The following is a 20969-nucleotide window of genomic DNA, read 5'->3' as shown; positions in this document are numbered from 1 at the left end:
TATGGTTTTTAATGCGTACATTTAATCTTCATTGTTTTTTTCAAATCAAGTAACGCAACCATTTTTTCACCTACATTTACCAGCCCTGCAACAAACTCTGAGTTATCAGAATCCGTAAAATTAGGCACTGTTTTCGCGTCTTCTTCTGCGATGCTATAAACATCAGATACAGCGTCCACGACTACGCCCATAATCTTGCTGCCTTGTTCAAAATTCACTTTTACGACTATCACAACAGTTAAAGGACCATACTCAATACTCGGTAATCCAAACCGCAACCTCAAATCTAAAATAGGGACTATGGTCCCACGTAGATTAATAACCCCTTTGACGTAATCTGGTGCATTAGGTAGCACTGTAATTTCTTCCCAACTACGAATTTCTTGCACAGTTAAAATATCTACACCGTACTCCTCATCCGCCATAATAAAAGTGAGAAATTGCTTCACCCCTTTTGCTTGTTCTAGCATTATCTTGTTATCTAATTCGCTTTGCCCAGAGATCATGACGCCTCCAAATTAGCTTGCGATTCAATAATCAACTCTTGGCTTCCTGGTTTTCGTAAGCCAGATAATTTGATTAAACCACTAATATCTATAATTAGAGAAACACGGCCATCACCTAAAATTGTCGCCCCAGATACACCATCTACCTTTTGATAATTAGCTTCTAAGCTCTTAATCACAACTTGTTGCTGAGAAAGTAAATCATCTACTAGTAAACCTATTTTTTGATTATCGCTTTCAACAACGACTAACAAGGTTTTATCTAAGGTCTCAATAGCACCTTGATGATTAAAAATATTGTACAAACGTAAAATAGGGATGTATTCATCACGCAGCCTTAAAACATCAAGATCTTTACCCACTCGACTTACTTTGGTGATATCAATTTGCAATGACTCAACAATTGAAATTAAAGGAATAATGTATGTGTGTTTTGCAACTTTAACTAACTGACCATCTAAAATAGCCAGCGTCAGTGGTAAACGAATCGTAAAAGTCGAGCCAATACCCGTCGCGGACGACACTTCTACAGAACCATTAAGCGATTGAATATTACGCCTAACTACGTCCATTCCAACGCCGCGTCCTGAAATATCACTTACCGCATCAGCAGTTGAGAATCCCGGCATAAAAATTAATTCGTTGATTTCGTCATCGCTAAGCTCGTCGCCTAATGCTATCAGTCCATTTGCAATAGCTTTTTCTTTGATTTTAGTGGTATTAAGGCCTTGCCCATCATCCATAATTTCAATAACGATATTACCGCCTTGATGAAATGCATTGAGCGTGACAATACCTACGGGGTCTTTACCTACTGCAAGACGCTGATCGACAGTTTCAAGGCCATGATCAAGCGAATTACGAACTAGATGCACCATTGGGTCGGAGATTTTTTCCATTACCGTTTTATCAAGCTCTGTCTGCTCACCTAGTAATTTCAACTCAACTTGTTTATTTAACTTTTGTGAAATATCTCTTACTAAACGAGGGAAACGACTGAACACAAAGCTTATGGGGAGCATCCGTATTCGCATTACATTTTCTTGTAAATCACGAGTGTTATGCGCTAACTGCGCTAATCCCTCTTGCAAAGAAGCAATCGTCGCTTCAGTAATTTCCTGCTCCCCGAGTTGCGTTAGCATCGCTTGGGTTATTACTAACTCACCAACCATGTTGATCAGTGAATCCACTTTATCAATACCAACGCGTATAGAAGTTGATTCAGTTGCTGGAGGTGGTGCCTTGCTTACCACCGCTTTTTTAACCTCTTGCGTATTAATAGGTGCTGATGAAGCAAGTTCTATTTTACTGTCTGGGTTATTCTCTTCGGCTCCTTGCGCCGTATCATCTTCTGAGAAAAGCCCGCCACACAGCGTAATTGTTAAATCACAATCATCTTCCACCCATTCAAATATCTCTCTAATAACACGCTCTTCTTTTTCGGTATTTAAAAAGAAGCGCCAGGAAAGAAAGCAATCATCGGCCGTTAAATCTGTAATATCAGGGATTTCATTATGAGATACATGGGTTTCGAGCTCACCTAACTCAGCTAGCTCGCTGATCATGTATAAAGGCTCATTACCTGTTTTAAATAAATGATGGTAGGGCTTAAAATCTATTTGGTATGTGTTTACTTCTGCCTGCTGTTCATCTGCACATTCTGAGTTAGAATTATCGTGTTCGGATTGCCCTAGCCCTAAAATAGCCTCAAATTTAAGCCTTAAGGCATTAGCTTCTTCAAGATCTGGTTCTTGCTCTGATTGCAAAGCACTGAGCAAAGCGCGTAAACAATCCACCGATTTTAGTAACAGGTCAACGTGCTCTGTTGTTAACTCTCTTTTGCCTTCTCGTATTTGATCTAATAAAGTTTCGAGTACATGAGTGAAGTCAGATACCGAGTTAAAACCAAATGTGCCACTGCCGCCTTTAATTGAATGCGCAGCACGAAAAATTGTATTGATCGTTTCTAAGTCTTCCTCTCCGGGAACCAAGTTTAGCAACTCAGCCTCCATTGCATCCAAGCCTTCGAAACTTTCCTCAAAAAAGACTTCAAAAAATTGACTTAAATCTATACTCATGCCCGCTCCCTAAATTAGCGAATCACTTTCTTGATGACAGCCAATAATTGCTCAGGGTTAAAAGGCTTTACAATCCAACCTGTGGCTCCTGCCGCCTTCCCTTCAACTTTTTTATCCATACCGGATTCAGTTGTTAACATTAATAACGGCGTGAATTTATAGTTTGGCAGAGTCCGTAACTCACGGATCAAAGTAATACCATCCATTATTGGCATATTGACATCTGATATAACAGCATCAAAACCTTGCTGCTTAGCGATGCTTAATGCTTCACTACCATCTTTTGCTTCAGTAACATCAAACCCTGCCTTTTTTAAGGTGAATCCCACCATTTGGCGCATTGATGCGGAATCATCCACCGCTAAAATTCTTTTCATATTGACCTCTTAATCTGTACTTTCGAGTATTAGATATTCACTCAGACCCAAACTATTAATGGTACTTTTTAATGGATCGCTCTGCCCTACCCAAATAATTTTATGATGTACAGAAAGTAAATGTTTTTGCAAAGCACATAACAACTGAATAGTTGCAGTATCCGCACTAGAGACATCACTAATATCCAAACATACATCATCATTGCTATTTAATTCGCGTAATATATCTTGATGTAAAACCTCAACTTGGGTGATAGTCAATTCTGCAGGAAGCTTTAACATAATTTTATTACTTTCCTTGTTTTACCAATTCATAACAAAAGCTTAGACCGAGTTAGTAAAAAAGCCACAAAAGCACTGAAAAAAGAATAAATATATTTCATGATGAAAAATTCAGATAAAAAAAGGAGCACATCGTGCTCCTTCATGAATACATGTAGTTTTTAATTAGCAATTAATTATTGATATTGATCTGCAATTACTGAAAACTCAATTATTAGTTTTTTTGCATTAATCAAAGGCGTGCTGCCTGCTTTAAATTCAGGTTTAAAAATAGCCCTAACAGCTCCAGTTGAATCAACCATTGCAACTGATGCACTGTGATCGACAGCATACTCTTGCTCATCACTATCGCTGATTGCGTATATTAGCCCCAGTTCTCGCACTAATGGGAATAAGTCTTTATGTGGGCCTGAAACAGCTAAGAAATCTGGATTAAAATAGTCAATATACGCTTTGCGCTTGTCGGGTGTATCTCGTTGTGGATCAACGGATAAAAACCAAACTTGCAGCGGATACTTGTCTTTTAATGCCTTATGAACATTATTAAGTTTAGCTAAGGTAAGCGGACAAATATCTGGACAGCTCGTATAGCCTAAAAAAACCAAGTTCCACTGATTTAAAAAAGCTTGCTTAGTCACCGGTTCACTATTTTGATCTTGCAAGATAAAATCATTAAGCGGCTTACTTTGCTCGTAAACAAGTGCGTCAACCGTAGCTACTTTATTTTCACTACAAGCAACCAAAAAAAACAAACTTAAAACTAATAATACATTCGTATTAAACTTCATATAACAAGCCATTTGTCTACAAATAAGACCACAAAGAGTACCATTAAATGAACGATTGAAAAACGGAATAAATCCATCGCAGTGTCGTCACTTCCTGCCATTTTAAGTTTTACTGCTTTATAAATAAAAATCCCATTAAGTACCGTTGAGGCTATTAAATAAATAGCACCTGACATGCCAATTAAGTAAGGCAGTACACATACCAGTGCTAATAAAATTGAATAAGCGACTACACATGTTTTACAAAAATCAATACCGTGAGTAACAGGTAACATGGGTATTTTTGCTCGTTCATAATCACTTTTTCGGGCAATTGCCAAAGCCCAAAAATGTGGAGGCGTCCAGGTGAAAATAATCATTACCAGCAACCAAGGAGCAGCTGCCATTTGCCCAGTTTCAGAGACCCAGCCTAGTAATGGTGGCATTGCACCAGCGAGTCCACCAATAACTATATTTTGTGGGGTTGCTCGTTTTAAAAATGAAGTATAAATAAATGCATAACCAACCAATGCAAATAAGGTCAATATTGCAGTTAACGGATTAGCCCATAGCATCAACATAATAAAACCACTAACGCCAATCACTGTTGCAAAACTCAATGCATGAAACTTAGATAACCGCCCCTTAGCAACTGGACGATGACGTGTGCGCGCCATTTTACTATCTATTTCGCTATCAACCACGTGATTAATAACAGCTGCCGCTGCTGATAATAACCCGATCCCTAACAAGCTGATTAGCTGTACCCCCATCCCTCGACCAACATCTGGTGCAAGCGCTAACCCCACCCATGCTGTTAGTACCAACATGGCGACTACTTTGAATTTACAAATTGCGAGATAATCATTAATTAACGCGCTAATTTGACTAGGTGCTAACTTTGTTATTGCTATTAGTTGTGTCATAACTGCCCCTAAGTACGTACTTTTAAGTAAAAACATAAACGAACTACCGTTAATAAGAGTATGGCAGCCATGAGGTTATGTGCCAGTGCGATACCTAAAGGAAAATGCCAATGCACAACCGCTAATCCTAAACAAATCTGACATAGCAGTGCAATTAAGACCGCCACAGTACAATGTTTTATCTTTTTAGATAGTGCATGGCTATAAATGCGCCACATGATCAGTGCTAACACTACACACGTAACCAATGCCCATATTCTATGCAGTAAATGAATCGACATTCTTGCTTGCTGTGAAAGCACGCCATATTCATAAGTACTTTGCTCTAACGGTAATTGAAATACACTACTAAGCGAAAATGGTTGGCCATAACTACACAGCGGTAAACCGTTACAATGTGGGGCAGCATAATTAGCAGCTAACCAGCCGCCTAGCGCAATTTGAATTACCAGTACCACTAACGCAACCAAGCTCAGCTTAAAATGACGCCTTGCAGGGGCATCGCCTCCACTAATAGGCTGTGCAGTAAGTCGTAAATACAACAGTGTAACTAAAGACAAAATACTAAAGCCGCCCAAAAGGTGGCCCATTACAATGACAGGCTGCAAGTTCATGGTAACAGTCCACATGCCTAGCGCGGCCTGAAAAACCACTAACGCAAGTAGTAACAACGGTAACTTAACAGGCGTGGTCGGATGTTGACGCTTTGAAAAAGCCAATATAAATAGCGCTAAAATTAATAAGCCAAGGGTACCTGCAAAATAGCGGTGGATCATTTCCTTCCACGCTTTCGCGGTTTCAAACATCATATCAGGGTAACTTTGCTCTACATGAGCAAGGTCAGCTGCATGCTTGGGCACGGTTAAAAATCCATAACACCCTGGCCAATCAGGGCAACCTAAACCCGCATCACTTAAACGAGTATAAGCGCCAAGCCCAATAACTAAAATCGACAACATAAACGTAGCTAATACCAAGTTTTTATAATTTTTATACATAGTTAGCACTCCTTAAATTAGCTTGAACGCGAGTAGTTAAGCAATTTTTTTAAATCTTTTAACAATCCTTTTTGAGTTAAACGGTTTTGCTGAGGTTCTACATGATACGGGTACTGCAAAACGACCAACCCCATATGATCAATTAAATATAAACTTGCTGGCTGGAGCACATCGACTGCAGGGAGTTCACGCCAGCGCAATGTTTGCTGTTGCGCCTGCCCAAGTATTGCCATATCGACTTTGCCTTGGTTTTTACCAAGGGCAACATAAAGATTGTTTAGTGCGTGTAATTGCTCAGCGCACGCTTGCTCACATTGTGCAGGGTGATTAAGCGCTATAGTCCACTGTTTATGCACAGATTGTTGCCAATCTTGCAGTTTAATTTCTTGAGTTAAAAACTCGCCTTTATTACTCGATGCGCTTGGGATCCAGTCAAGTTTTAAGGCTAAATACGCCATTATTAAAGGCACTAAACAACAACCAATAAATATCATTAATGGATTATTTTTCATTATAATTCCTTCTTTTTACTAGCGAATATTGCAATAACTAGGCAAGCAACAGCGATTAAAAACCACTGCACAGCATATGCTTGATGTTTTTCGGGGCTCATCACCACAGCTTTATAATGGGGCACAGCGATGTTATCGCCATCACCTTGACGATACCCCATAAATTCAACCATGTTACGACCCGTCTGCTGTGTAAATAATGCTAAGTCAATAATTTGTATGCGCTTAGGCCAGTTTGAATCTATGTGTTGCGCTGCTTTTTGCAACGTAAAGCCACTGAGCGTGCCTTGCTTTAATTGCACTATCATGGTGAAAGGGGTTGCTGGTAAATGAACCTGAGGTAACTGTTCGCGGCTAATGGGGGCCTTAACCCATCCTAAATTTACTAATAAGTTATCATCACTGTTGGTCAATTTTAATAAAGTAACAACATCGTAGCCAACTTGCCCTTGATAGACTTGATTGTCTAACAGCCAGTATTGCTCTGTATCAAGCATGCCCGTCACAGTTACATGCAACCCGGTTTTATTCCACTTAGTTGGAAGCTGATGCATTTGCTTCCAACTCAAAACTCCCTGCTCTTGTAGCTCGGCTATTTGTGTTAGCTGTAGTGCTTTGTTTTCAGCTCTTTGTAACTGCCAATACCCCAAACGTAAGCACACTAAAATCACAATCACCACCACGCAAAGTATGATAATTGAGCTAAGCTTTTGTTTACGCCATAAAATTAACTGCATAAAGGTGACCCAGTGATTATTAAAATTATTATCGTACTGTTGCTACTATTTATACTTTTTAACTTGTTCCGAGCTTTATTTATTATGGTCTCAGGTAAAGCGGATGGACGGCCTATGTCTCACTATTTAGGCCGTCGTGTATTATTTTCTGTTGTTGTATTAGTGATTGTAATTGCAGCGTTAAAGATCGGTTTTATCCACAGTAACGCATCGCCTATTCACAAAATTACAGCACGTATACAAATACAAATAAACACAGCCATACCACATCAACAAAATGCCAATACCAAGCAGCCGCTTGAAAAGCAAAATGTTTATCCGGGCTAAAATGGCCTTTAATAATTCGAATTAGAATGACCAATAATAAAACCGTACCTAAGGTCACATGCAGGCCATGAAAACCGGTCAGTAAAAAGAATGTATTGCCGTATACACCAGCATCTAAGGTCAACCCAAGATCTTGGTAGGCATGAATATACTCTTCAACTTGTAGGCCTAAAAAGCAAACTCCTAGCGCAACCGTTAATGCCAAAAATACCTTTAATGGTCCGCGCTTATTATTCTCCATTGCGACATGTGCAAAATGCAAAGTGACCGATGAGGTGAGTAATATTAATGTGTTGATCAGTGGCAACCCCTGCCAACCCATGGCTTGTGTTGTACCTCCTGCTGGTGTTGTGACTAATGGCCACATAGCCTCGAAGGTTGGCCATAGCACCTCATTGGTCATTGCATTATTACCCGCTCCACCCAACCAAGGCACAGAGAGGATACGGGCATAAAACAATGCACCAAAAAACGCCATAAAAAACATCACCTCAGAGAAAATAAACCAACTCATACCTTGACGAAAAGAGCGATCCATTTGCGCTGAATATAAACCCTTATCAGACTCTTCAATGACATTTTTAAACCAACTAAATAACATAAACAACAACACGCCAATGCCTACATAGAGAATATAATGACCATTGCCACCTTCACTCTTAGCCTGCATCACAGTAAGCGCGGCACCCACTGCAATAAAAAACATTGCAAATGCACCGACTATTGGCCACGGACTTTGCGCGGGCACATAGTATTTTTCGTGATTTTTATCCATTTTACTTGCTCCTAAATAGCGATTAGTTTGGCGGCCTAATTACTGGCGACTAACTGCTTGCTAATATCAAACACGGTATAAGATAAAGTTATTTCTTCCACATCATCAGGGAGTTCCGTATCAACATAAAAAAGTAATTTAAACTCAACCTCCTCCCCTGCTTTTAAGGGCTGTTGATCAAAACAAAAACAGGCCATTTTATGTAGATACTTAGCTGCTTTACCTGGCGATACCGACGGCACAGCTTGCATTACTTTATCTTCATTACTGATATTTTTTGCTTTGAATAACACCTCACGCATAGCACCAGGTTTAACAACCACACTATATTCATGTGATTTCACCTTAAACGGCGCGCCACTTTGTGCATGCGTAGTAAAGCTCACATCTATTTCACGCTTTTCATTTATATGCGTGCTTTGCTTTGCTTGCTCTAGCGAGGGCTTACCATTAAGCCCTGTAACATCACAAAAAACGTCGTACAACGGCACCATTGCAAACGCAAAAGCAAACATGCCTAGGCATATTAAAACTAAGCGTTTAAGTAACGGTGCATGACTCATTACTTAATCTCCGGTGGGGTTTCAAATGTGTGATAAGGCGCTGGAGAAGCAACCTCCCACTCAAGACCTTCAGCACCATCCCATACTTTTGCCGGAACTTTGTCGCCACCGCGTGCGCATTTATACACCACAACAACAAACAGCAATTGTGAAAGGCCAAAAGCAAAGCCGCCAATACTAATAATCGCGTTAAAATCGGCAAATTGCAGCGCATAATCAGGGATCCGACGTGGCATACCTGCAAGACCAACAAAGTGCATTGGAAAGAACAGCACATTCACACTCACTAACGACAACCAAAAGTGCCATTTAGCCAAAGTGATATTAAACATATTACCCGTCCATTTTGGCAGCCAATAATATGCCCCCGCCATGATTGAGAAGACCGCACCTGTCACTAATACATAGTGAAAATGTGCCACCACAAAGTAAGTGTCGTGATATTGAAAATCTGCAGGAGTGATTGCCAACATTAACCCTGAGAAACCACCAATCGTAAACAGCACAATAAAGGCGATGCTAAATAACATGGGTACTTCAAAGCTAATCGAACCCCGCCACATAGTGGCTACCCAGTTAAATACCTTAACGCCCGTTGGCACCGAAATCAGCATGGTCGCATACATAAAAAATAGCTCCCCAGCGACCGGCATACCCGTCGTAAACATATGGTGCGCCCAAACAATAAAGCTCAACAACGCAATTGAGGACGTCGCGTAAACCATGGAGGCATAGCCAAATAGCCGCTTACGCGAAAAGGTAGGCACTATTGTTGAGATAATACCGAAGGCCGGTAATATCATGATGTACACCTCAGGGTGCCCGAAGAACCAGAATATGTGTTGGAACATCACCGGATCACCGCCCCCAGCCGCGTCAAAAAAGCTGGTCGCAAAGTATTTATCCGTCAGGACCATAGTCACGGCACCTGCCAATACAGGCATTACAGCAATAAGTAAAAATGCCGTTATTAGCCAAGTCCATACAAATAACGGTAGCTTCATCCAAGTCATACCTGGAGCTCGCATATTAACAATGGTCACAATGACATTGATTGCTCCCATGATTGAGCTAATTCCCATGATATGCACAGCAAACACAAAAAACGCGGTGTTATCGTTACTGTATGTAGTAGAAAGTGGTGCATAAAATGTCCAACCAAATGCAGGGCCACCACCAGGCATAAATAATGAGGCTAATAGAATTAAAAACGCGAATGGTAAAATCCAAAAACTCCAATTATTCATTCGAGGTAACGCCATATCTGGCGCACCGATCATCAAGGGCACCATCCAGTTTGCCAGCCCTGTGAAAGCAGGCATAACAGCACCAAATACCATGATCAAGCCATGTACTGTAGTCATTTGATTAAAGAAGTGAGGATCAACTAATTGTAGTCCCGGCTGAAACAACTCAGCGCGTATAACCATCGCCATCGCGCCACCAATTAAAAACATGGTCAACGAGAAAATTAAATATAAGCTGCCAATGTCTTTATGGTTAGTTGTGTACAACCAACGCTTAAACCCTTTTGCAGGGTGATGATGTCCGCCGTCATGATGCCCAGCTTCATTATGTTGTTGCTCTGTTACGCTACTCATTATTTAGCCTCCGAAGTTGCATCAATCGCGGCTTGTATTTGACTCGGTTGAATCATATCCCCAGTATCATTACCCCATGCATTACGTTTATAGGTAACGACAGCTGCCAATTGCTTAATTGATAACTGCTTAACAAATGCTTGCATCGCAGTACCTGGGCGACCATTAATCACCACATCAATATGATCATTAATATCCCCCAACACCACAGGATTACCTTTGAGCGCAGGAAATACACCTGGTAAACCCATTCCTGTTGGTTGATGGCATGCAGCGCAACTAGCCATATACACTTGCTCTCCCAACACCATTAACTCCTCTTTAGGGAGGGTTTGGTCAAGCAGGGCTGCATCTGCTGCTGCTGCCGTTTTTTTGGCTTGCTTCGCTTGTTGCAACCAATCGGTAAACGCTTGCTCAGACTTAGCCTCAACAACAACAGGCATAAAACCATGATCTTTACCACATAGCTCAGCACACTGACCTCGATAAATTCCCTCTTCATTAATTTTGGTCCACGTTTCATTGATAAAGCCAGGGTTTGCATCTTTTTTAACAGCAAAATCAGGTACCCACCAAGAGTGGATAACATCGTCTGAAGTCATCAAAAAACGTACTTTTTTATTAATTGGTAATACCAATGGCTTATCAACTTCAAGTAGATAGGTGTTTGTTTTATCTGCTTGGTTGGAAATTTGATCTTGAGGGGTTGATAGAATAGAGTAAAAAGCAACGTCTTCACCCATGTATTCATAATGCCACTTCCACTGCGACCCCGTAATTTTAATGGTCAAATCAGCTTTGCTGGCATCTTCCATCGAAATTAGAGTTTTAGTAGCGGGTACCGCCATAGCGATTAAGATTACAAATGGTATTGCCGTCCAGAGGATTTCTACTTTTGTACTTTCATGGAATTGGGCAGGTTTTGCCCCTTTTGATTTTCGGTGATGGATTAGTGCCCAAAACATAACCGCGAACACAATTACACCAATCACACAACATATAATAAATATTGTCATGTGCAGTTGATAAACATCATTACTTATATCTGTTACGCCCTTTCGCATATTAAATTGGCTATTTGCCAATACTTGCTGCGGTAGAACAAACAATATAAGCCACAAGGTAGAGCTCAGTTTACCCATGTGACGACTCCTTTGAATGCTATTGCAAAAATGCAAAGCGAAAAGGCGGCACTGCTATTAAATCGCGCCAATTCGTTTATTGTTATTTTAACTGAAAGTTAACAATTTATTTATGCCACAGGCATAAACACACTCATTAAAGAGCAATTGTTAATACAGTGTATTAACCAATTAGTTAAAAAATGAACAATTAGCAAGTTTTAATGGCAATTAAATTTTATTTTACTGCAAAAATAACAACTAAAAATCAGCGCGTTATTTTCCAAAGGAAGGTAATATTAAATAGCTAAAAGCAGTGGATAAGTAGGGGTAATAAGGCTTTGAATGGTACTTACAAGTGTGGGTTCTAATATATTAGGGGTTAAAAAATGTAAAGCATCAAACTTCATCTATTTGATGCCACTCTATGAAAAAGTTATTACATCCAATCGGCGTTACGAATAACACCAACAGCCAAACCTTCTATATTGAAAGATTCATGCTCTAGATCAACTTCAATTGCGCAGAAGTCATCATTTTCAGCATGTAAGAAAACTTTTTTCCCAGCTTTTTCAATACGCTTAACGGTTACATCATCATCAACACGTGCCACCACTACTTGGCCATTTTCAGCCACTTGAGTACGATGTACAGCTAATAAATCACCATCCATAATGCCAATATCTTTCATACTCATGCCCTGTACACGCAGTAAAAAGTCAGCAGCTGGCTTAAATAACAGCGGATCAACTTGGCAATGGCTTTCAACATGTTGCTCAGCCAATATTGGTTCACCCGCGGCCACCCTACCAATAAGCGGTAAACCTAGTTGCTCTGGCTCATCTTCTTCAACCAGTTGAATACCTCGGCTTGCACCAGGTTTCATTTTAATCACACCTTTTTTAGCAAGTGCTTTTAAATGCTCTTCTGCCGCATTTGCACTTTTAAAACCTAGCGTCTGCGCAATTTCTGCACGCGTTGGTGGCATGCCTGTATCTTTGATAAAAGCTTTAATAAGTTCGAGAATTTGAGCTTGGCGATTCGTTAATGGGCGCATACAACTGGGTTTCCATACAGTACATTTAACTGTGAGTATATACAGTTATATGAAAATCGCAAATTTAAATTGGCTTAAATAAAACCATAAATATTGATTGAATTTATTAGTATGAAGTTACCGATATGAATGTTAAAAAGTATAAAGTAAATTTAAACCCATTGGAGAATATGAACATATGAGTATTTGGTATCAACCTATCACCCTTGAACAATGCAAAAGTCTTGATAACGGTATAAGTGGACAAGGCACATTAATGAAAACCATGGGCATTGAGATTAGTGAAATTGGTGACGATTACCTCGTTGCAACTATGCCAGCCATCCCTGAGCATCATAACCCAATGGGAATAGTGCACGGTGGTGCTAATGTTGTTTTAGCTGAAACCGTCGCCAGTTATGCCGCTAATTTTGTGGTCGATTTCACAAACTTTTACTGCGTTGGACAAGAGATCAATGCGAACCATTTGAAAGCATCACGTAATGGCACGTTAACAGCAATAGCTAAGCCACTGCATTTGGGTAAGCGGACATCAGTATGGGAAGTAAAAATAACCAACAGCCGAGGTGAATTATGCTGCGTATCGAGGATGACCGCAGCAGTTGTTGAGCGTAAAATTAGCTCTGAACAGGATAAATAGTAATTTCAACACCGGCACCTATTGCAGATATGCGTAACAAGGTATCAACCTGTAATGCTTGATTAAAGCACTTTGGCGAGGTACCTGATTCAAAGCCAAGATCAAAAGTACGCTTTGAGCACGATAACCATTGTTTTAATGCTGCACGCGAACACGACTCTATTAACTCGCATAAGTGATTAATCGCCTTATCAGGAGAGGTTACTTCTCCTTTAGATTCAATGCGTGCAAGCTGTCGGTACTCATCTTTATCATAATGTAAAACCACAGCACTCTTTTTTAAGTCTGCAACTAACAGGCTAATATCTTGTTTGGATTCAAGCTCAAGATCTACATTTAAAAATTGAATTTCCGACATTATTTCTCTTTTATCTCACATTAAAAACAATGCAAACTTTAACCTATTTTTGCTTTTATACCAAATAATCTATCCCCAAGTCACCTCAAGATACATAATTCAACGTTTTATCTAAGCTAAAATCTACATGCGACAATTTGCCACATTGGCAAACCGAGTATAGCTTATAAAATACCGCGCTGAAAAATAATAACAAACAGGTAGTAATATGAATAAACGCATTTTTAAACACGCTCGTAAATTTCACAAATGGCTCGGGTATTTACTAGCAATTCAAATTTTAGCCTGGTTGTTAGGTGGTTTAGTAATGAGCGCAATCCCTCTTGAAAAAGTGCACGGTAAGCATCTTGCAGCACGCTCAATTAATAACCCATTTAATCAAGCCGATTACCCTACCTCACTTGATAATATTGTCTTGCAAGTTCCACAGCCAACTCAAATAACTTATAGTCATTTTTTAACCACCCCAATAATTACAGTGAATAACAGCGAAGGTGAGCATAGCTTTAATGGCCTTACTGGGCGTCCATTTTTACCACCGAGTAAAACCCAAATTATTGCAAATGCCCACGCTCATTTATTAATAGAAGCAAAAGTTAATAATGCTGTAATACTAACAACAGGCCCTCGTGAGGTGGGTTATAAACAAAATATTTGGCAAGTAACTTTTGATGACACCTTTAGCACAACGTTATATCTATCAGCAGATAATGGAAACGTTATTACTGTACGCAGTACTATTTGGCGTATTTTTGACTTTTTTTGGATGCTACATATTATGGATTACGACGAACGAGAAGACTTTAATAATCCATTACTGATCAGTTTTTCTGCCTGTAGCGTGTTATTTTGTATCACTGGATTTATTTTACTACTACAAAACTTCAGGTTGCCTCGACGTAAACAAACTCGCACATAAAATTCTCTTAATGGTGATGGCGATAACCACACGCCATCGCCGACTAAATTGCATATAAAAATAGCAATGTAAACTTTCTGATCTATAAAAATATACATTAGTTTAATTATTAAGTACTTAAGCTCGTCCGTTCAGCTGATTTACGCTATTGAATAATAACTCTAAAATACGCCCTCCTGTAGTTCACTTAAGTGATTGGATATGCCGTATTTTATTATTGCCTTATTGGCATCGTTGTTTAGTTTTAACCTTAATGCCGAGCAATTTACTCGCTTTTCTACAGCGAAAAGGCATTTAATCAAAACATTACCTACCGACGCTAAAAGCATTTATTGTGGCTGCGACATAAAACGCCAAGGTAAAAAGCTCGTTCCCGATCCAACTCAGTGCGGTTATGTACCGCGTAATGCAATAACCCGCTCAGGAAAACCAAATGCACGCGCTGTACGCATTGAGTGGGAGCACATTGTACCTGCATGGGAATTTGGTCATCAACTACAATGCTGGCAAGATGGCGGGCGAAAAAATTGCGTTAAAACCAGTGCTCAATTTCGTAAGATGGAAGCCGATATACATAACCTCGCGCCAGCCATTGGTGAAATAAATGCAGATCGCTCTAATTATCGATTTGGAATGATAGCGGGGGATGCTAGCCAATATGGCCGTTGCCAAGTAAAGGTCGACTTTAAACAACGCGTAGTTGAACCCCCTCTTTACTCGAGAAAACGTATCGCAGATGCTTATTTTTATATGCAAAAAACGTATGGATTAAAAATTTCGAGCAAACAACAAAAGCTATTTAGCGCATGGCAACATCAAGAATTAGCCCAAAAAATCAGCAACACCAAGTTATAGGTAAACGGTTGATTGGGCTAACTCGCAATAAGTCAAATATTGACGCGTAAACTCGCTTTATTAAATCCGCAATATTAAGCTTTATAAAGGGTACTTTTATATTTTCTAGCCAAGTCACCTCAAGATGCAAGCGTCTTGAGGTGACTTGGATATATAAAGCACCCGACCTAATTTCAGGCCAGTTAAAGATCTTGATGTGGGCCAAATACCTCATAATGAATGCGTGCAGCATCCACGCCTAGAGTAAGTAACTGCTGTTTAATTGCCGCCATGAAACCACTTGGTCCACAAATATAAAAGTCGCCTTCTGCCAGTGGTAATTGTTCAGCAACACGTGCAACATCCATTAAACCTGAAAAGTCAGGCTCCTCGCCACCTTGGTTTAACCAAGTATGGTGTGTTAATCGAGCATGCGCTCCGCCCTGCTCACGAATAAATTGATCAAACGAGTGCTGTTGTTTATTTTCACAGGCATGTAAATACGTCACTGGCTGATTAGATTGCTCACTTAGTAATGTTTGCAGCATTGCTAACATAGGTGTTTGCCCAACGCCCGCAGAGATTAATACCGCAGGCTTATCTTCTGAACGTAGAAAGAAATCTCCCGCTGGCGGATAAAGATCAACAAAGCTGCCTTCTTCCAATGAATGTAAATAGTTAGACACAATCCCCGGTGCTGGAAGCAATTCTTTTTTCACGCTAATACGGTAACTTTTACCATTACTTTGCTGTGAAATAGAATATTGGCGGATCTCACTGTACTGTGCATTATCGGGTTGTACTTTAATCCCTAAATATTGCCCGGATTTATGAGTGATCACTGCTTTTGAATCTAATGGTCTTAATATAAAGCTGGTCACTAACTGCGATTCAACCTGCTTATGTGCAATGATAAAACGACGCGTCCCAGACCAACCACCATGGTTATTTTTGCTATGGGCATACAAAGCCGCTTCTTCGGTAATACAGATATCTGCAAGTAATGCGTACGCTTCACGCCAAGCATATTCAACTTCTGGGGTAAACTGCTCTGGGATCAGCTCTTTTAATGTGCCAATTAAGTGACCGCCAACTATCGGGTAATGCTCCGGTAAAATATGCATACTGGCATGCTTATGATTAATACGCGCAAGCGACTCTTTCAAAACACCTAAATTATCAATATTTTGGGCATATGCAGCCAGCGCATTAAAAAGCGCAAATTGCTGACGACCACTGCGTTGATTCGCCATATTAAAAATATCTTGCAGTTCAGGGTTATGGCTAAACAGTCGCTTATAAAAATGCTCAGTAACCACAGTACCGGCCTCAGCTAACAAAGGGACTGTGCTTTTAACTATTTCAATGGTTTTATCAGATAACATACTACTTCCTAAAGCTAAATTACTAACCATGACGCCCATCAACACGACGCCGCGTTAAAATAGGAATACAATGGATCAAGAACAACAAAAAGGCCACTAACCACAAAACAGCACTTAGCTGCCACGTAATATGCGGCCCAATAACAAAGGGTAATAACGAACGAACAATCGCTGCAACAAGCACCAAAGCAAACGCCACAGCCATTGTGTGTGGAATAATTAAAGGCCGGCCTGTATGGCCATGAGATACGCGTGTCATCATCGCAAGAATCATCATGCCAATCGTACCGATGGTGATCATATGTAGTGCGTCTTTAAACAAAATAACAGGGCTATAGAAACTTAGTGCAACCAATGCTAAACCAAACCCAAGAGCTAAATACGAGAAGTGCAACGACCATAGCAGTGGCACCTTGAGCATTTTATTATTCCACCACAACAATGAGCGGCTTAAATGCAATACAGCAACAACGGCCAATACCCAACCGGGATTAACACTTGATATGAATAGTTGGCTGATAAAATAAAACGCGACAGCAAATAACGAGCTGTAAAGCAGCACTTTATCCAAACGTGGAATACGTACTTGTTCAGCTAAATCTAAGCCGCGAGCGGTAAAAAAGGGCAGTACTCGCCCTGCCACCACGCCTACCAATAAGGTCATGACCAAAACGGCGGTATCGACAGTAGCCAAAGCCAACAGCATTTTTTGCTCAATGGCGAGCCATAAATAAACACTATTGAGCACGCACAATGCACCTAGTATTGGCAAAAACTGGTAGTTATTTTTACTTTTGGCTTTTAGTAGCATATTTGCCAGCGCTGCAATTGCGCCTAGCCACCAGATCAATTGGAAAAATAATACCGCATATAAATTGGCGTTCTCGAGCCCCAATCCAGTAATAAAAAATGAACCTCGAGCAAGGAGCCAAATCACCGTGAGTAGCATTAATTTGTAACCACTTAAACTCGGCACACCGGTCCACGTTTGAGCCGCTGTTAATAAAAAACCAACAGCAACCGCACCGGCAAAGCCAAACATCATCTCGTGCGCATGCCAAAGTGTCGCGGGCATACTTAAGCCCCAGCTAACATGGCCCGTTAAAATAAGTAACCAATAACCGATCGACAAAAAAGCCAGTAGACCACCGGCTAAAAAGTAAGGCCTAAATGCCAACATCCATAATGGCCATTGGTTTACTTGATAAAACTTAATGCGTGCAGGCACTGGTTCCGTCAGATTTATTGGTTGCATTAGCGTACTTCCTTTCCTAATCCATTAAGCGCCACACAGCGCAGCACATAACTAACTTTCAAAACAGTCGCAGCAAGAATTGTTGATATATGCGCCACTATTTGTAACGTCATCGGCAAGTAATGAGCATACGGATAACTCAATAAAACCGTCACCAGCATAAACACTGTACTTACACCTAAAGCAACATTTGCCCCCGTTAGTAAGCGAGTATAAAAATCACCAACAGTGGAAGCAGGATAATAATCATTCGATATTGGTATCAACATAAAAAACCCTCACTACGTTACATATAACAAGCTACTGCACAGAGCGAGCCAACATTAAATTCTCATTAAATACATAAACTTAAAATTAAACACATTGACAACCATGTCATTATGACTCACCCTTAAAAGTGCAAATAAACACATATGAGTCAAATTGACATGCTTAATAACAATACCTTGATTAGTAGCGCGCTTAAATTAGCCGCGCTCAGCACCCAAAACCCACATTTTGAGTTACTGATCCAATGCATTAATGAGGTCGTGCCTAGCGATGCAATTGCACTGCTTACACGCCAAGGTGATGTATTAAAGCCAGTGGCTATTCAAGGTCTCATGCCTGACACGCTCGGCAGGCGCTTTATTATTGATGAACACCCGCGTTTACAAGCCATTTGTAGCGCGAGTCAACCACTTCAATTTGCCCATGATTGCCCACTCCCTGACCCATACGATGGTTTGTTGTATGCTAAAACGGGCGATATTCCTGTGCATGCTTGTTTAGGTGTGCCTTTGCTTGATAGTGAAGGTAAATTACTAGGCGTGATCACACTCGACAGCCTTGATGCGCACGCATTTGATACACTAAACCTTGATTACTTAGCTCAGCTTGGCACATTGTGCGCCGCGCATTTGCATACCGCGCTGCAACTACAGCAGTATCGGCACCACGCACAACATAGCAGCGCTTTAGTACAAGCGCTTAATCACGAAGCTATCACCCGCGATGGCACCGAGATCATCGGCGAAAGCCCAGCGATACAAAGCCTAAAAAACGATATTAAGCTCGTCGCAGGCTCTGAGTTTAGCGTGCTGATCCAAGGTAACACTGGCGTAGGTAAAGAGCTTGTTGCTCGCAACATACATTTGCATTCAAAACGTAGTGAACAGCCGCTAATACACTTAAATTGTGCGTCATTACCAGAGAACCTCGCCGAAAGTGAATTTTTTGGGCATGCTAGAGGCGCATTTACTGGCGCTCATAATGCGCGCCAAGGTAAGTTTCAACTGGCCGATGGCGGTACGTTATTTTTAGATGAAATTGGTGAGCTCCCGCTTGCCATGCAAAGCAAGCTATTGCGCGTATTGCAAAGCGGCGAGATCCAAACTGTTGGCGAAGATGAGATAAAATATGTAGATGTACGCGTTATTGCAGCCACTAACCGAGACTTAAAAGACGAAGTCGCCCAAGGACGCTTTAGAGCCGACTTATATCATCGTTTAAGTGTTTACCCCCTCAATGTTGCACCACTAAAACAACGCGAAAACGATGTTATTTTACTCGCGGGCTACTTTGTTGAAAAAACTGCTCGTAAGCTCGCCATCAAACAATTAAAACTCAGCGTTGAATCTCAATTGTTACTCACTCAATATGAGTGGCCAGGCAACGTCCGCGAACTTGAGCACGTGATCAGCCGTGCAGCCTTAAAAGCAAAACAAAGTCAGTGGCAACAAGCAATAATCACTATCGAACCTATCCATTGTGAGCTTAATCTTAATGCAACTTCCACTCCACCGATGACACTCATAGTAGAGAGTAGCGATAAAATTAATAATCACAACCTCTCGCTCAAACAAGCAACAGATACATTTACGCATCACTTAATAAGCCAACAACTTGAACAACATAACTATAATTGGGCCAGTGTGGCACGAACACTAAAAGTTGATCGCGCTAACTTAGTACGGCTCGCTAAACGCCTTGGTATTGAAGTAAAAAAATCCATTTAATTTACACATTACTTTTTAAAATAGGCTTTTAAAAGCTGGCTGAATGCCTGCACCTTCGCTGTTCTATGTACCAAATGATGCGTCACAAGCCATAGATCTGTTGGCCAACTAAGTTCATTAGGTAGAATTTGCACTAAATCTGGATACTGCGCCGCCACATTATGTTGCAAACCACCAATACCTAATCCTTTTACAATAGCACGGGTTGCCTCTGATGTTTCTGACACTCGTAGCTTAACTTGCCCAGCTGGAATATTCTCATCAACCCATGCAAAATAAGGCACTCTTGCGTTGTAACCGACTACACCTGACACAAAGTTATGTAACGGCAGTTGTTTCACCGTTTTAGGTATCCCATATTTATCAATATAACGTTGTGATGCATAAAGCCCCGATGATAAATGCGCTAAATGCTGCGCAATATAATCACCTTCATCAGGTCTTGGGCCAGCGCGCACAGCAATATGAGCTTGGCCATGATCAAGTCGCAAGCGCTTTTGATCTAAAATCACTTCAAGTTGTACCTGCGGGTGCAAACTTTGAAACTGCTCGCATACATCACTCAGTACATCTATAAAACCACTGACCGTAGTAAGCAGCAAACTGCCGCGTAATGTACTGTCGGCTGCAATTATATCGTTATGTAAACGCTCCAGTTCGCCATTAATAGATTGTGCCGTGGTAAATAATTTAGCGCCTATTTCCGTCACTTTATAACCACGGGCATGGCGATGAAACAGCCTTGCGTTTAAGTTTTTTTCTAAATTGTTTATACGTCTTAATACCGTACTATGGTGCACATTAAGTACTTCTGCTGCCGCGGTTAAAGTTCCTAATCGGGCTACTTCAAAGGCCACTTTTACATCTTGCCAATCATCAAATTGAATCGCCACTTTCAAACTCATCATTTAGTTGTGCGTATATGCACATAAGTTTTGCGTTTATTTGGCTTTT

The 20969-nt window shown here is 40.6% G+C and carries 24 protein-coding genes; 5 read left to right on the top strand and 19 right to left on the bottom strand.

Translation table 11 applies throughout. The features are described 5' to 3' along the window. Window positions 1–8: 8 nt before the first annotated feature. From HH219_RS18160 to HH219_RS18120, 9 genes are all read right to left on the bottom strand, one after another. Window positions 9–506, bottom strand: coding sequence for a chemotaxis protein CheW (locus tag HH219_RS18160; RefSeq protein ID WP_054206102.1), 498 nt, complete (start codon window positions 504–506; stop codon window positions 9–11). Beyond that, the gene (locus tag HH219_RS18155; protein WP_169328258.1) at window positions 503–2584 is read right to left on the bottom strand and encodes a chemotaxis protein CheA; all 2082 of its coding nucleotides are present in this window, start codon (window positions 2582–2584) and stop codon (window positions 503–505) included. Before HH219_RS18155 ends, HH219_RS18160 begins: the two co-directional genes overlap by 4 nt. 14 nt (window positions 2585–2598) lie before the next feature. Further along, window positions 2599–2961 carry a response regulator gene (locus HH219_RS18150; RefSeq protein WP_054206100.1) on the bottom strand — a complete coding sequence of 121 codons (363 nt, stop codon included), beginning with the start codon at window positions 2959–2961 and terminating at the stop codon, window positions 2599–2601. A 9-nt stretch (window positions 2962–2970) separates the two neighbouring features. After that, window positions 2971–3243 carry an STAS domain-containing protein gene (locus HH219_RS18145; protein ID WP_054206099.1) on the bottom strand — a complete coding sequence of 91 codons (273 nt, stop codon included), beginning with the start codon at window positions 3241–3243 and terminating at the stop codon, window positions 2971–2973. A gap of 176 nt (window positions 3244–3419) precedes the next feature. Further along, window positions 3420–4031 carry an SCO family protein gene (locus HH219_RS18140; RefSeq protein ID WP_249118551.1) on the bottom strand — a complete coding sequence of 204 codons (612 nt, stop codon included), beginning with the start codon at window positions 4029–4031 and terminating at the stop codon, window positions 3420–3422. Then, window positions 4028–4936 carry a heme o synthase gene (gene cyoE, locus HH219_RS18135; RefSeq protein ID WP_054206138.1) on the bottom strand — a complete coding sequence of 303 codons (909 nt, stop codon included), beginning with the start codon at window positions 4934–4936 and terminating at the stop codon, window positions 4028–4030. The genes HH219_RS18140 and cyoE overlap by 4 nt, the downstream gene beginning before the upstream one ends. An 8-nt stretch (window positions 4937–4944) precedes the next feature. Beyond that, complete coding sequence (locus HH219_RS18130) at window positions 4945–5934, bottom strand: COX15/CtaA family protein (protein ID WP_054206097.1); 990 nt, start codon at window positions 5932–5934, stop codon at window positions 4945–4947. 17 nt (window positions 5935–5951) lie between these two features. After that, window positions 5952–6446: a transmembrane cytochrome oxidase associated protein gene (locus tag HH219_RS18125; RefSeq protein ID WP_169328256.1), complete on the bottom strand. Its 495-nt coding sequence runs from the start codon at window positions 6444–6446 to the stop codon at window positions 5952–5954. After that, the gene (locus HH219_RS18120) at window positions 6446–7183 is read right to left on the bottom strand and encodes an SURF1 family protein (RefSeq protein ID WP_169328255.1); all 738 of its coding nucleotides are present in this window, start codon (window positions 7181–7183) and stop codon (window positions 6446–6448) included. The genes HH219_RS18125 and HH219_RS18120 overlap by 1 nt, the downstream gene beginning before the upstream one ends. A gap of 12 nt (window positions 7184–7195) precedes the next feature. Here HH219_RS18120 and HH219_RS22425 point away from each other — a divergent pair, with 12 nt between their 5' ends. Beyond that, complete coding sequence (locus tag HH219_RS22425) at window positions 7196–7510, top strand: DUF2909 family protein (RefSeq protein ID WP_082379065.1); 315 nt, start codon at window positions 7196–7198, stop codon at window positions 7508–7510. Here the strand turns inward: HH219_RS22425 and HH219_RS18110 are convergent. From HH219_RS18110 to lexA, 5 genes are all read right to left on the bottom strand, one after another. Then, a complete protein-coding gene (locus tag HH219_RS18110) occupies window positions 7410–8285 on the bottom strand; it encodes a cytochrome c oxidase subunit 3 (protein ID WP_169328254.1) in 876 nt (291 codons plus the stop codon). The two genes, HH219_RS22425 and HH219_RS18110, sit on opposite strands and share 101 nt — an antisense overlap. A 35-nt stretch (window positions 8286–8320) precedes the next feature. Next, entirely contained in the window at window positions 8321–8848 is a 528-nt protein-coding gene (locus tag HH219_RS18105) for a cytochrome c oxidase assembly protein (protein WP_054206093.1), read from the bottom strand. Beyond that, window positions 8848–10449 carry a cytochrome c oxidase subunit I gene (ctaD, locus tag HH219_RS18100; RefSeq protein WP_054206092.1) on the bottom strand — a complete coding sequence of 534 codons (1602 nt, stop codon included), beginning with the start codon at window positions 10447–10449 and terminating at the stop codon, window positions 8848–8850. The genes HH219_RS18105 and ctaD overlap by 1 nt, the downstream gene beginning before the upstream one ends. Further along, the gene (gene coxB / locus HH219_RS18095; RefSeq protein WP_169328253.1) at window positions 10449–11591 is read right to left on the bottom strand and encodes a cytochrome c oxidase subunit II; all 1143 of its coding nucleotides are present in this window, start codon (window positions 11589–11591) and stop codon (window positions 10449–10451) included. The genes ctaD and coxB overlap by 1 nt, the downstream gene beginning before the upstream one ends. A gap of 418 nt (window positions 11592–12009) precedes the next feature. Continuing rightward, window positions 12010–12627: a transcriptional repressor LexA gene (gene lexA, locus HH219_RS18090; protein ID WP_054206090.1), complete on the bottom strand. Its 618-nt coding sequence runs from the start codon at window positions 12625–12627 to the stop codon at window positions 12010–12012. A gap of 178 nt (window positions 12628–12805) precedes the next feature. Here lexA and HH219_RS18085 point away from each other — a divergent pair, with 178 nt between their 5' ends. Further along, window positions 12806–13267, top strand: coding sequence for a PaaI family thioesterase (locus HH219_RS18085; protein WP_169328252.1), 462 nt, complete (start codon window positions 12806–12808; stop codon window positions 13265–13267). Here the strand turns inward: HH219_RS18085 and HH219_RS18080 are convergent. Beyond that, entirely contained in the window at window positions 13245–13625 is a 381-nt protein-coding gene (locus tag HH219_RS18080; RefSeq protein ID WP_054455401.1) for a hypothetical protein, read from the bottom strand. The genes HH219_RS18085 and HH219_RS18080 overlap by 23 nt on opposite strands. Window positions 13626–13833: 208 nt before the next feature. Between HH219_RS18080 and HH219_RS18075 the strand changes: the two genes are divergently transcribed. Both HH219_RS18075 and HH219_RS18070 read left to right on the top strand, forming a co-directional pair. Continuing rightward, window positions 13834–14544 (top strand): hypothetical protein, encoded by a 711-nt coding sequence (locus HH219_RS18075; protein ID WP_169328251.1) that lies wholly within the window; start codon window positions 13834–13836, stop codon window positions 14542–14544. A 201-nt stretch (window positions 14545–14745) separates the two neighbouring features. Continuing rightward, a complete protein-coding gene (locus HH219_RS18070) occupies window positions 14746–15399 on the top strand; it encodes an endonuclease (RefSeq protein WP_054206086.1) in 654 nt (217 codons plus the stop codon). Window positions 15400–15581: 182 nt separating this feature from the next. Here HH219_RS18070 and hmpA read toward each other — a convergent pair whose 3' ends face one another. Genes hmpA through HH219_RS18055 form a run of 3 tightly spaced genes read right to left on the bottom strand, consistent with a single transcriptional unit; the run spans window position 15582 to window position 18287 of the window. Further along, entirely contained in the window at window positions 15582–16763 is a 1182-nt protein-coding gene (hmpA, locus tag HH219_RS18065; RefSeq protein ID WP_169328250.1) for an NO-inducible flavohemoprotein, read from the bottom strand. A 22-nt stretch (window positions 16764–16785) separates the two neighbouring features. Continuing rightward, window positions 16786–18018: an NnrS family protein gene (locus HH219_RS18060; protein ID WP_169328249.1), complete on the bottom strand. Its 1233-nt coding sequence runs from the start codon at window positions 18016–18018 to the stop codon at window positions 16786–16788. Beyond that, window positions 18018–18287, bottom strand: coding sequence for a hypothetical protein (locus HH219_RS18055; protein ID WP_169328248.1), 270 nt, complete (start codon window positions 18285–18287; stop codon window positions 18018–18020). Before HH219_RS18055 ends, HH219_RS18060 begins: the two co-directional genes overlap by 1 nt. Before the next feature lie 144 nt (window positions 18288–18431). Between HH219_RS18055 and norR the strand changes: the two genes are divergently transcribed. After that, complete coding sequence (gene norR / locus HH219_RS18050; RefSeq protein ID WP_249118550.1) at window positions 18432–20015, top strand: nitric oxide reductase transcriptional regulator NorR; 1584 nt, start codon at window positions 18432–18434, stop codon at window positions 20013–20015. 8 nt (window positions 20016–20023) lie between these two features. On the opposite strand, the gene HH219_RS18045 is transcribed toward norR, so the two are convergent. After that, window positions 20024–20908, bottom strand: coding sequence for a LysR family transcriptional regulator (locus HH219_RS18045; protein WP_054206136.1), 885 nt, complete (start codon window positions 20906–20908; stop codon window positions 20024–20026). Window positions 20909–20969: the final 61 nt, after the last annotated feature.

It is taken from the genome of Pseudoalteromonas sp. NEC-BIFX-2020_015 (assembly GCF_012952265.1).
Classification (GTDB): domain Bacteria; phylum Pseudomonadota; class Gammaproteobacteria; order Enterobacterales; family Alteromonadaceae; genus Pseudoalteromonas; species Pseudoalteromonas neustonica.
Note: the sequence above shows the minus strand (reverse complement) of the source record. Positions and strands in the feature narration are given on the sequence as shown.

Coding starts and splice junctions, on each gene's coding strand:
- HH219_RS18160 (WP_054206102.1), bottom strand. CDS start 506: ATGATCTCTGGGCAAAGCGAATTAGATAACAAGATAATGCTAGAACAA.
- HH219_RS18155 (WP_169328258.1), bottom strand. CDS start 2,584: ATGAGTATAGATTTAAGTCAATTTTTTGAAGTCTTTTTTGAGGAAAGT.
- HH219_RS18150 (WP_054206100.1), bottom strand. CDS start 2,961: ATGAAAAGAATTTTAGCGGTGGATGATTCCGCATCAATGCGCCAAATG.
- HH219_RS18145 (WP_054206099.1), bottom strand. CDS start 3,243: ATGTTAAAGCTTCCTGCAGAATTGACTATCACCCAAGTTGAGGTTTTA.
- HH219_RS18140 (WP_249118551.1), bottom strand. CDS start 4,031: ATGAAGTTTAATACGAATGTATTATTAGTTTTAAGTTTGTTTTTTTTG.
- cyoE (WP_054206138.1), bottom strand. CDS start 4,936: ATGACACAACTAATAGCAATAACAAAGTTAGCACCTAGTCAAATTAGC.
- HH219_RS18130 (WP_054206097.1), bottom strand. CDS start 5,934: ATGTATAAAAATTATAAAAACTTGGTATTAGCTACGTTTATGTTGTCG.
- HH219_RS18125 (WP_169328256.1), bottom strand. CDS start 6,446: ATGAAAAATAATCCATTAATGATATTTATTGGTTGTTGTTTAGTGCCT.
- HH219_RS18120 (WP_169328255.1), bottom strand. CDS start 7,183: ATGCAGTTAATTTTATGGCGTAAACAAAAGCTTAGCTCAATTATCATA.
- HH219_RS18110 (WP_169328254.1), bottom strand. CDS start 8,285: ATGGATAAAAATCACGAAAAATACTATGTGCCCGCGCAAAGTCCGTGG.
- HH219_RS18105 (WP_054206093.1), bottom strand. CDS start 8,848: ATGAGTCATGCACCGTTACTTAAACGCTTAGTTTTAATATGCCTAGGC.
- ctaD (WP_054206092.1), bottom strand. CDS start 10,449: ATGAGTAGCGTAACAGAGCAACAACATAATGAAGCTGGGCATCATGAC.
- coxB (WP_169328253.1), bottom strand. CDS start 11,591: ATGGGTAAACTGAGCTCTACCTTGTGGCTTATATTGTTTGTTCTACCG.
- lexA (WP_054206090.1), bottom strand. CDS start 12,627: ATGCGCCCATTAACGAATCGCCAAGCTCAAATTCTCGAACTTATTAAA.
- HH219_RS18085 (WP_169328252.1), top strand. CDS start 12,806: ATGAGTATTTGGTATCAACCTATCACCCTTGAACAATGCAAAAGTCTT.
- HH219_RS18080 (WP_054455401.1), bottom strand. CDS start 13,625: ATGTCGGAAATTCAATTTTTAAATGTAGATCTTGAGCTTGAATCCAAA.
- HH219_RS18075 (WP_169328251.1), top strand. CDS start 13,834: ATGAATAAACGCATTTTTAAACACGCTCGTAAATTTCACAAATGGCTC.
- HH219_RS18070 (WP_054206086.1), top strand. CDS start 14,746: ATGCCGTATTTTATTATTGCCTTATTGGCATCGTTGTTTAGTTTTAAC.
- hmpA (WP_169328250.1), bottom strand. CDS start 16,763: ATGTTATCTGATAAAACCATTGAAATAGTTAAAAGCACAGTCCCTTTG.
- HH219_RS18060 (WP_169328249.1), bottom strand. CDS start 18,018: ATGCAACCAATAAATCTGACGGAACCAGTGCCTGCACGCATTAAGTTT.
- HH219_RS18055 (WP_169328248.1), bottom strand. CDS start 18,287: ATGTTGATACCAATATCGAATGATTATTATCCTGCTTCCACTGTTGGT.
- norR (WP_249118550.1), top strand. CDS start 18,432: ATGAGTCAAATTGACATGCTTAATAACAATACCTTGATTAGTAGCGCG.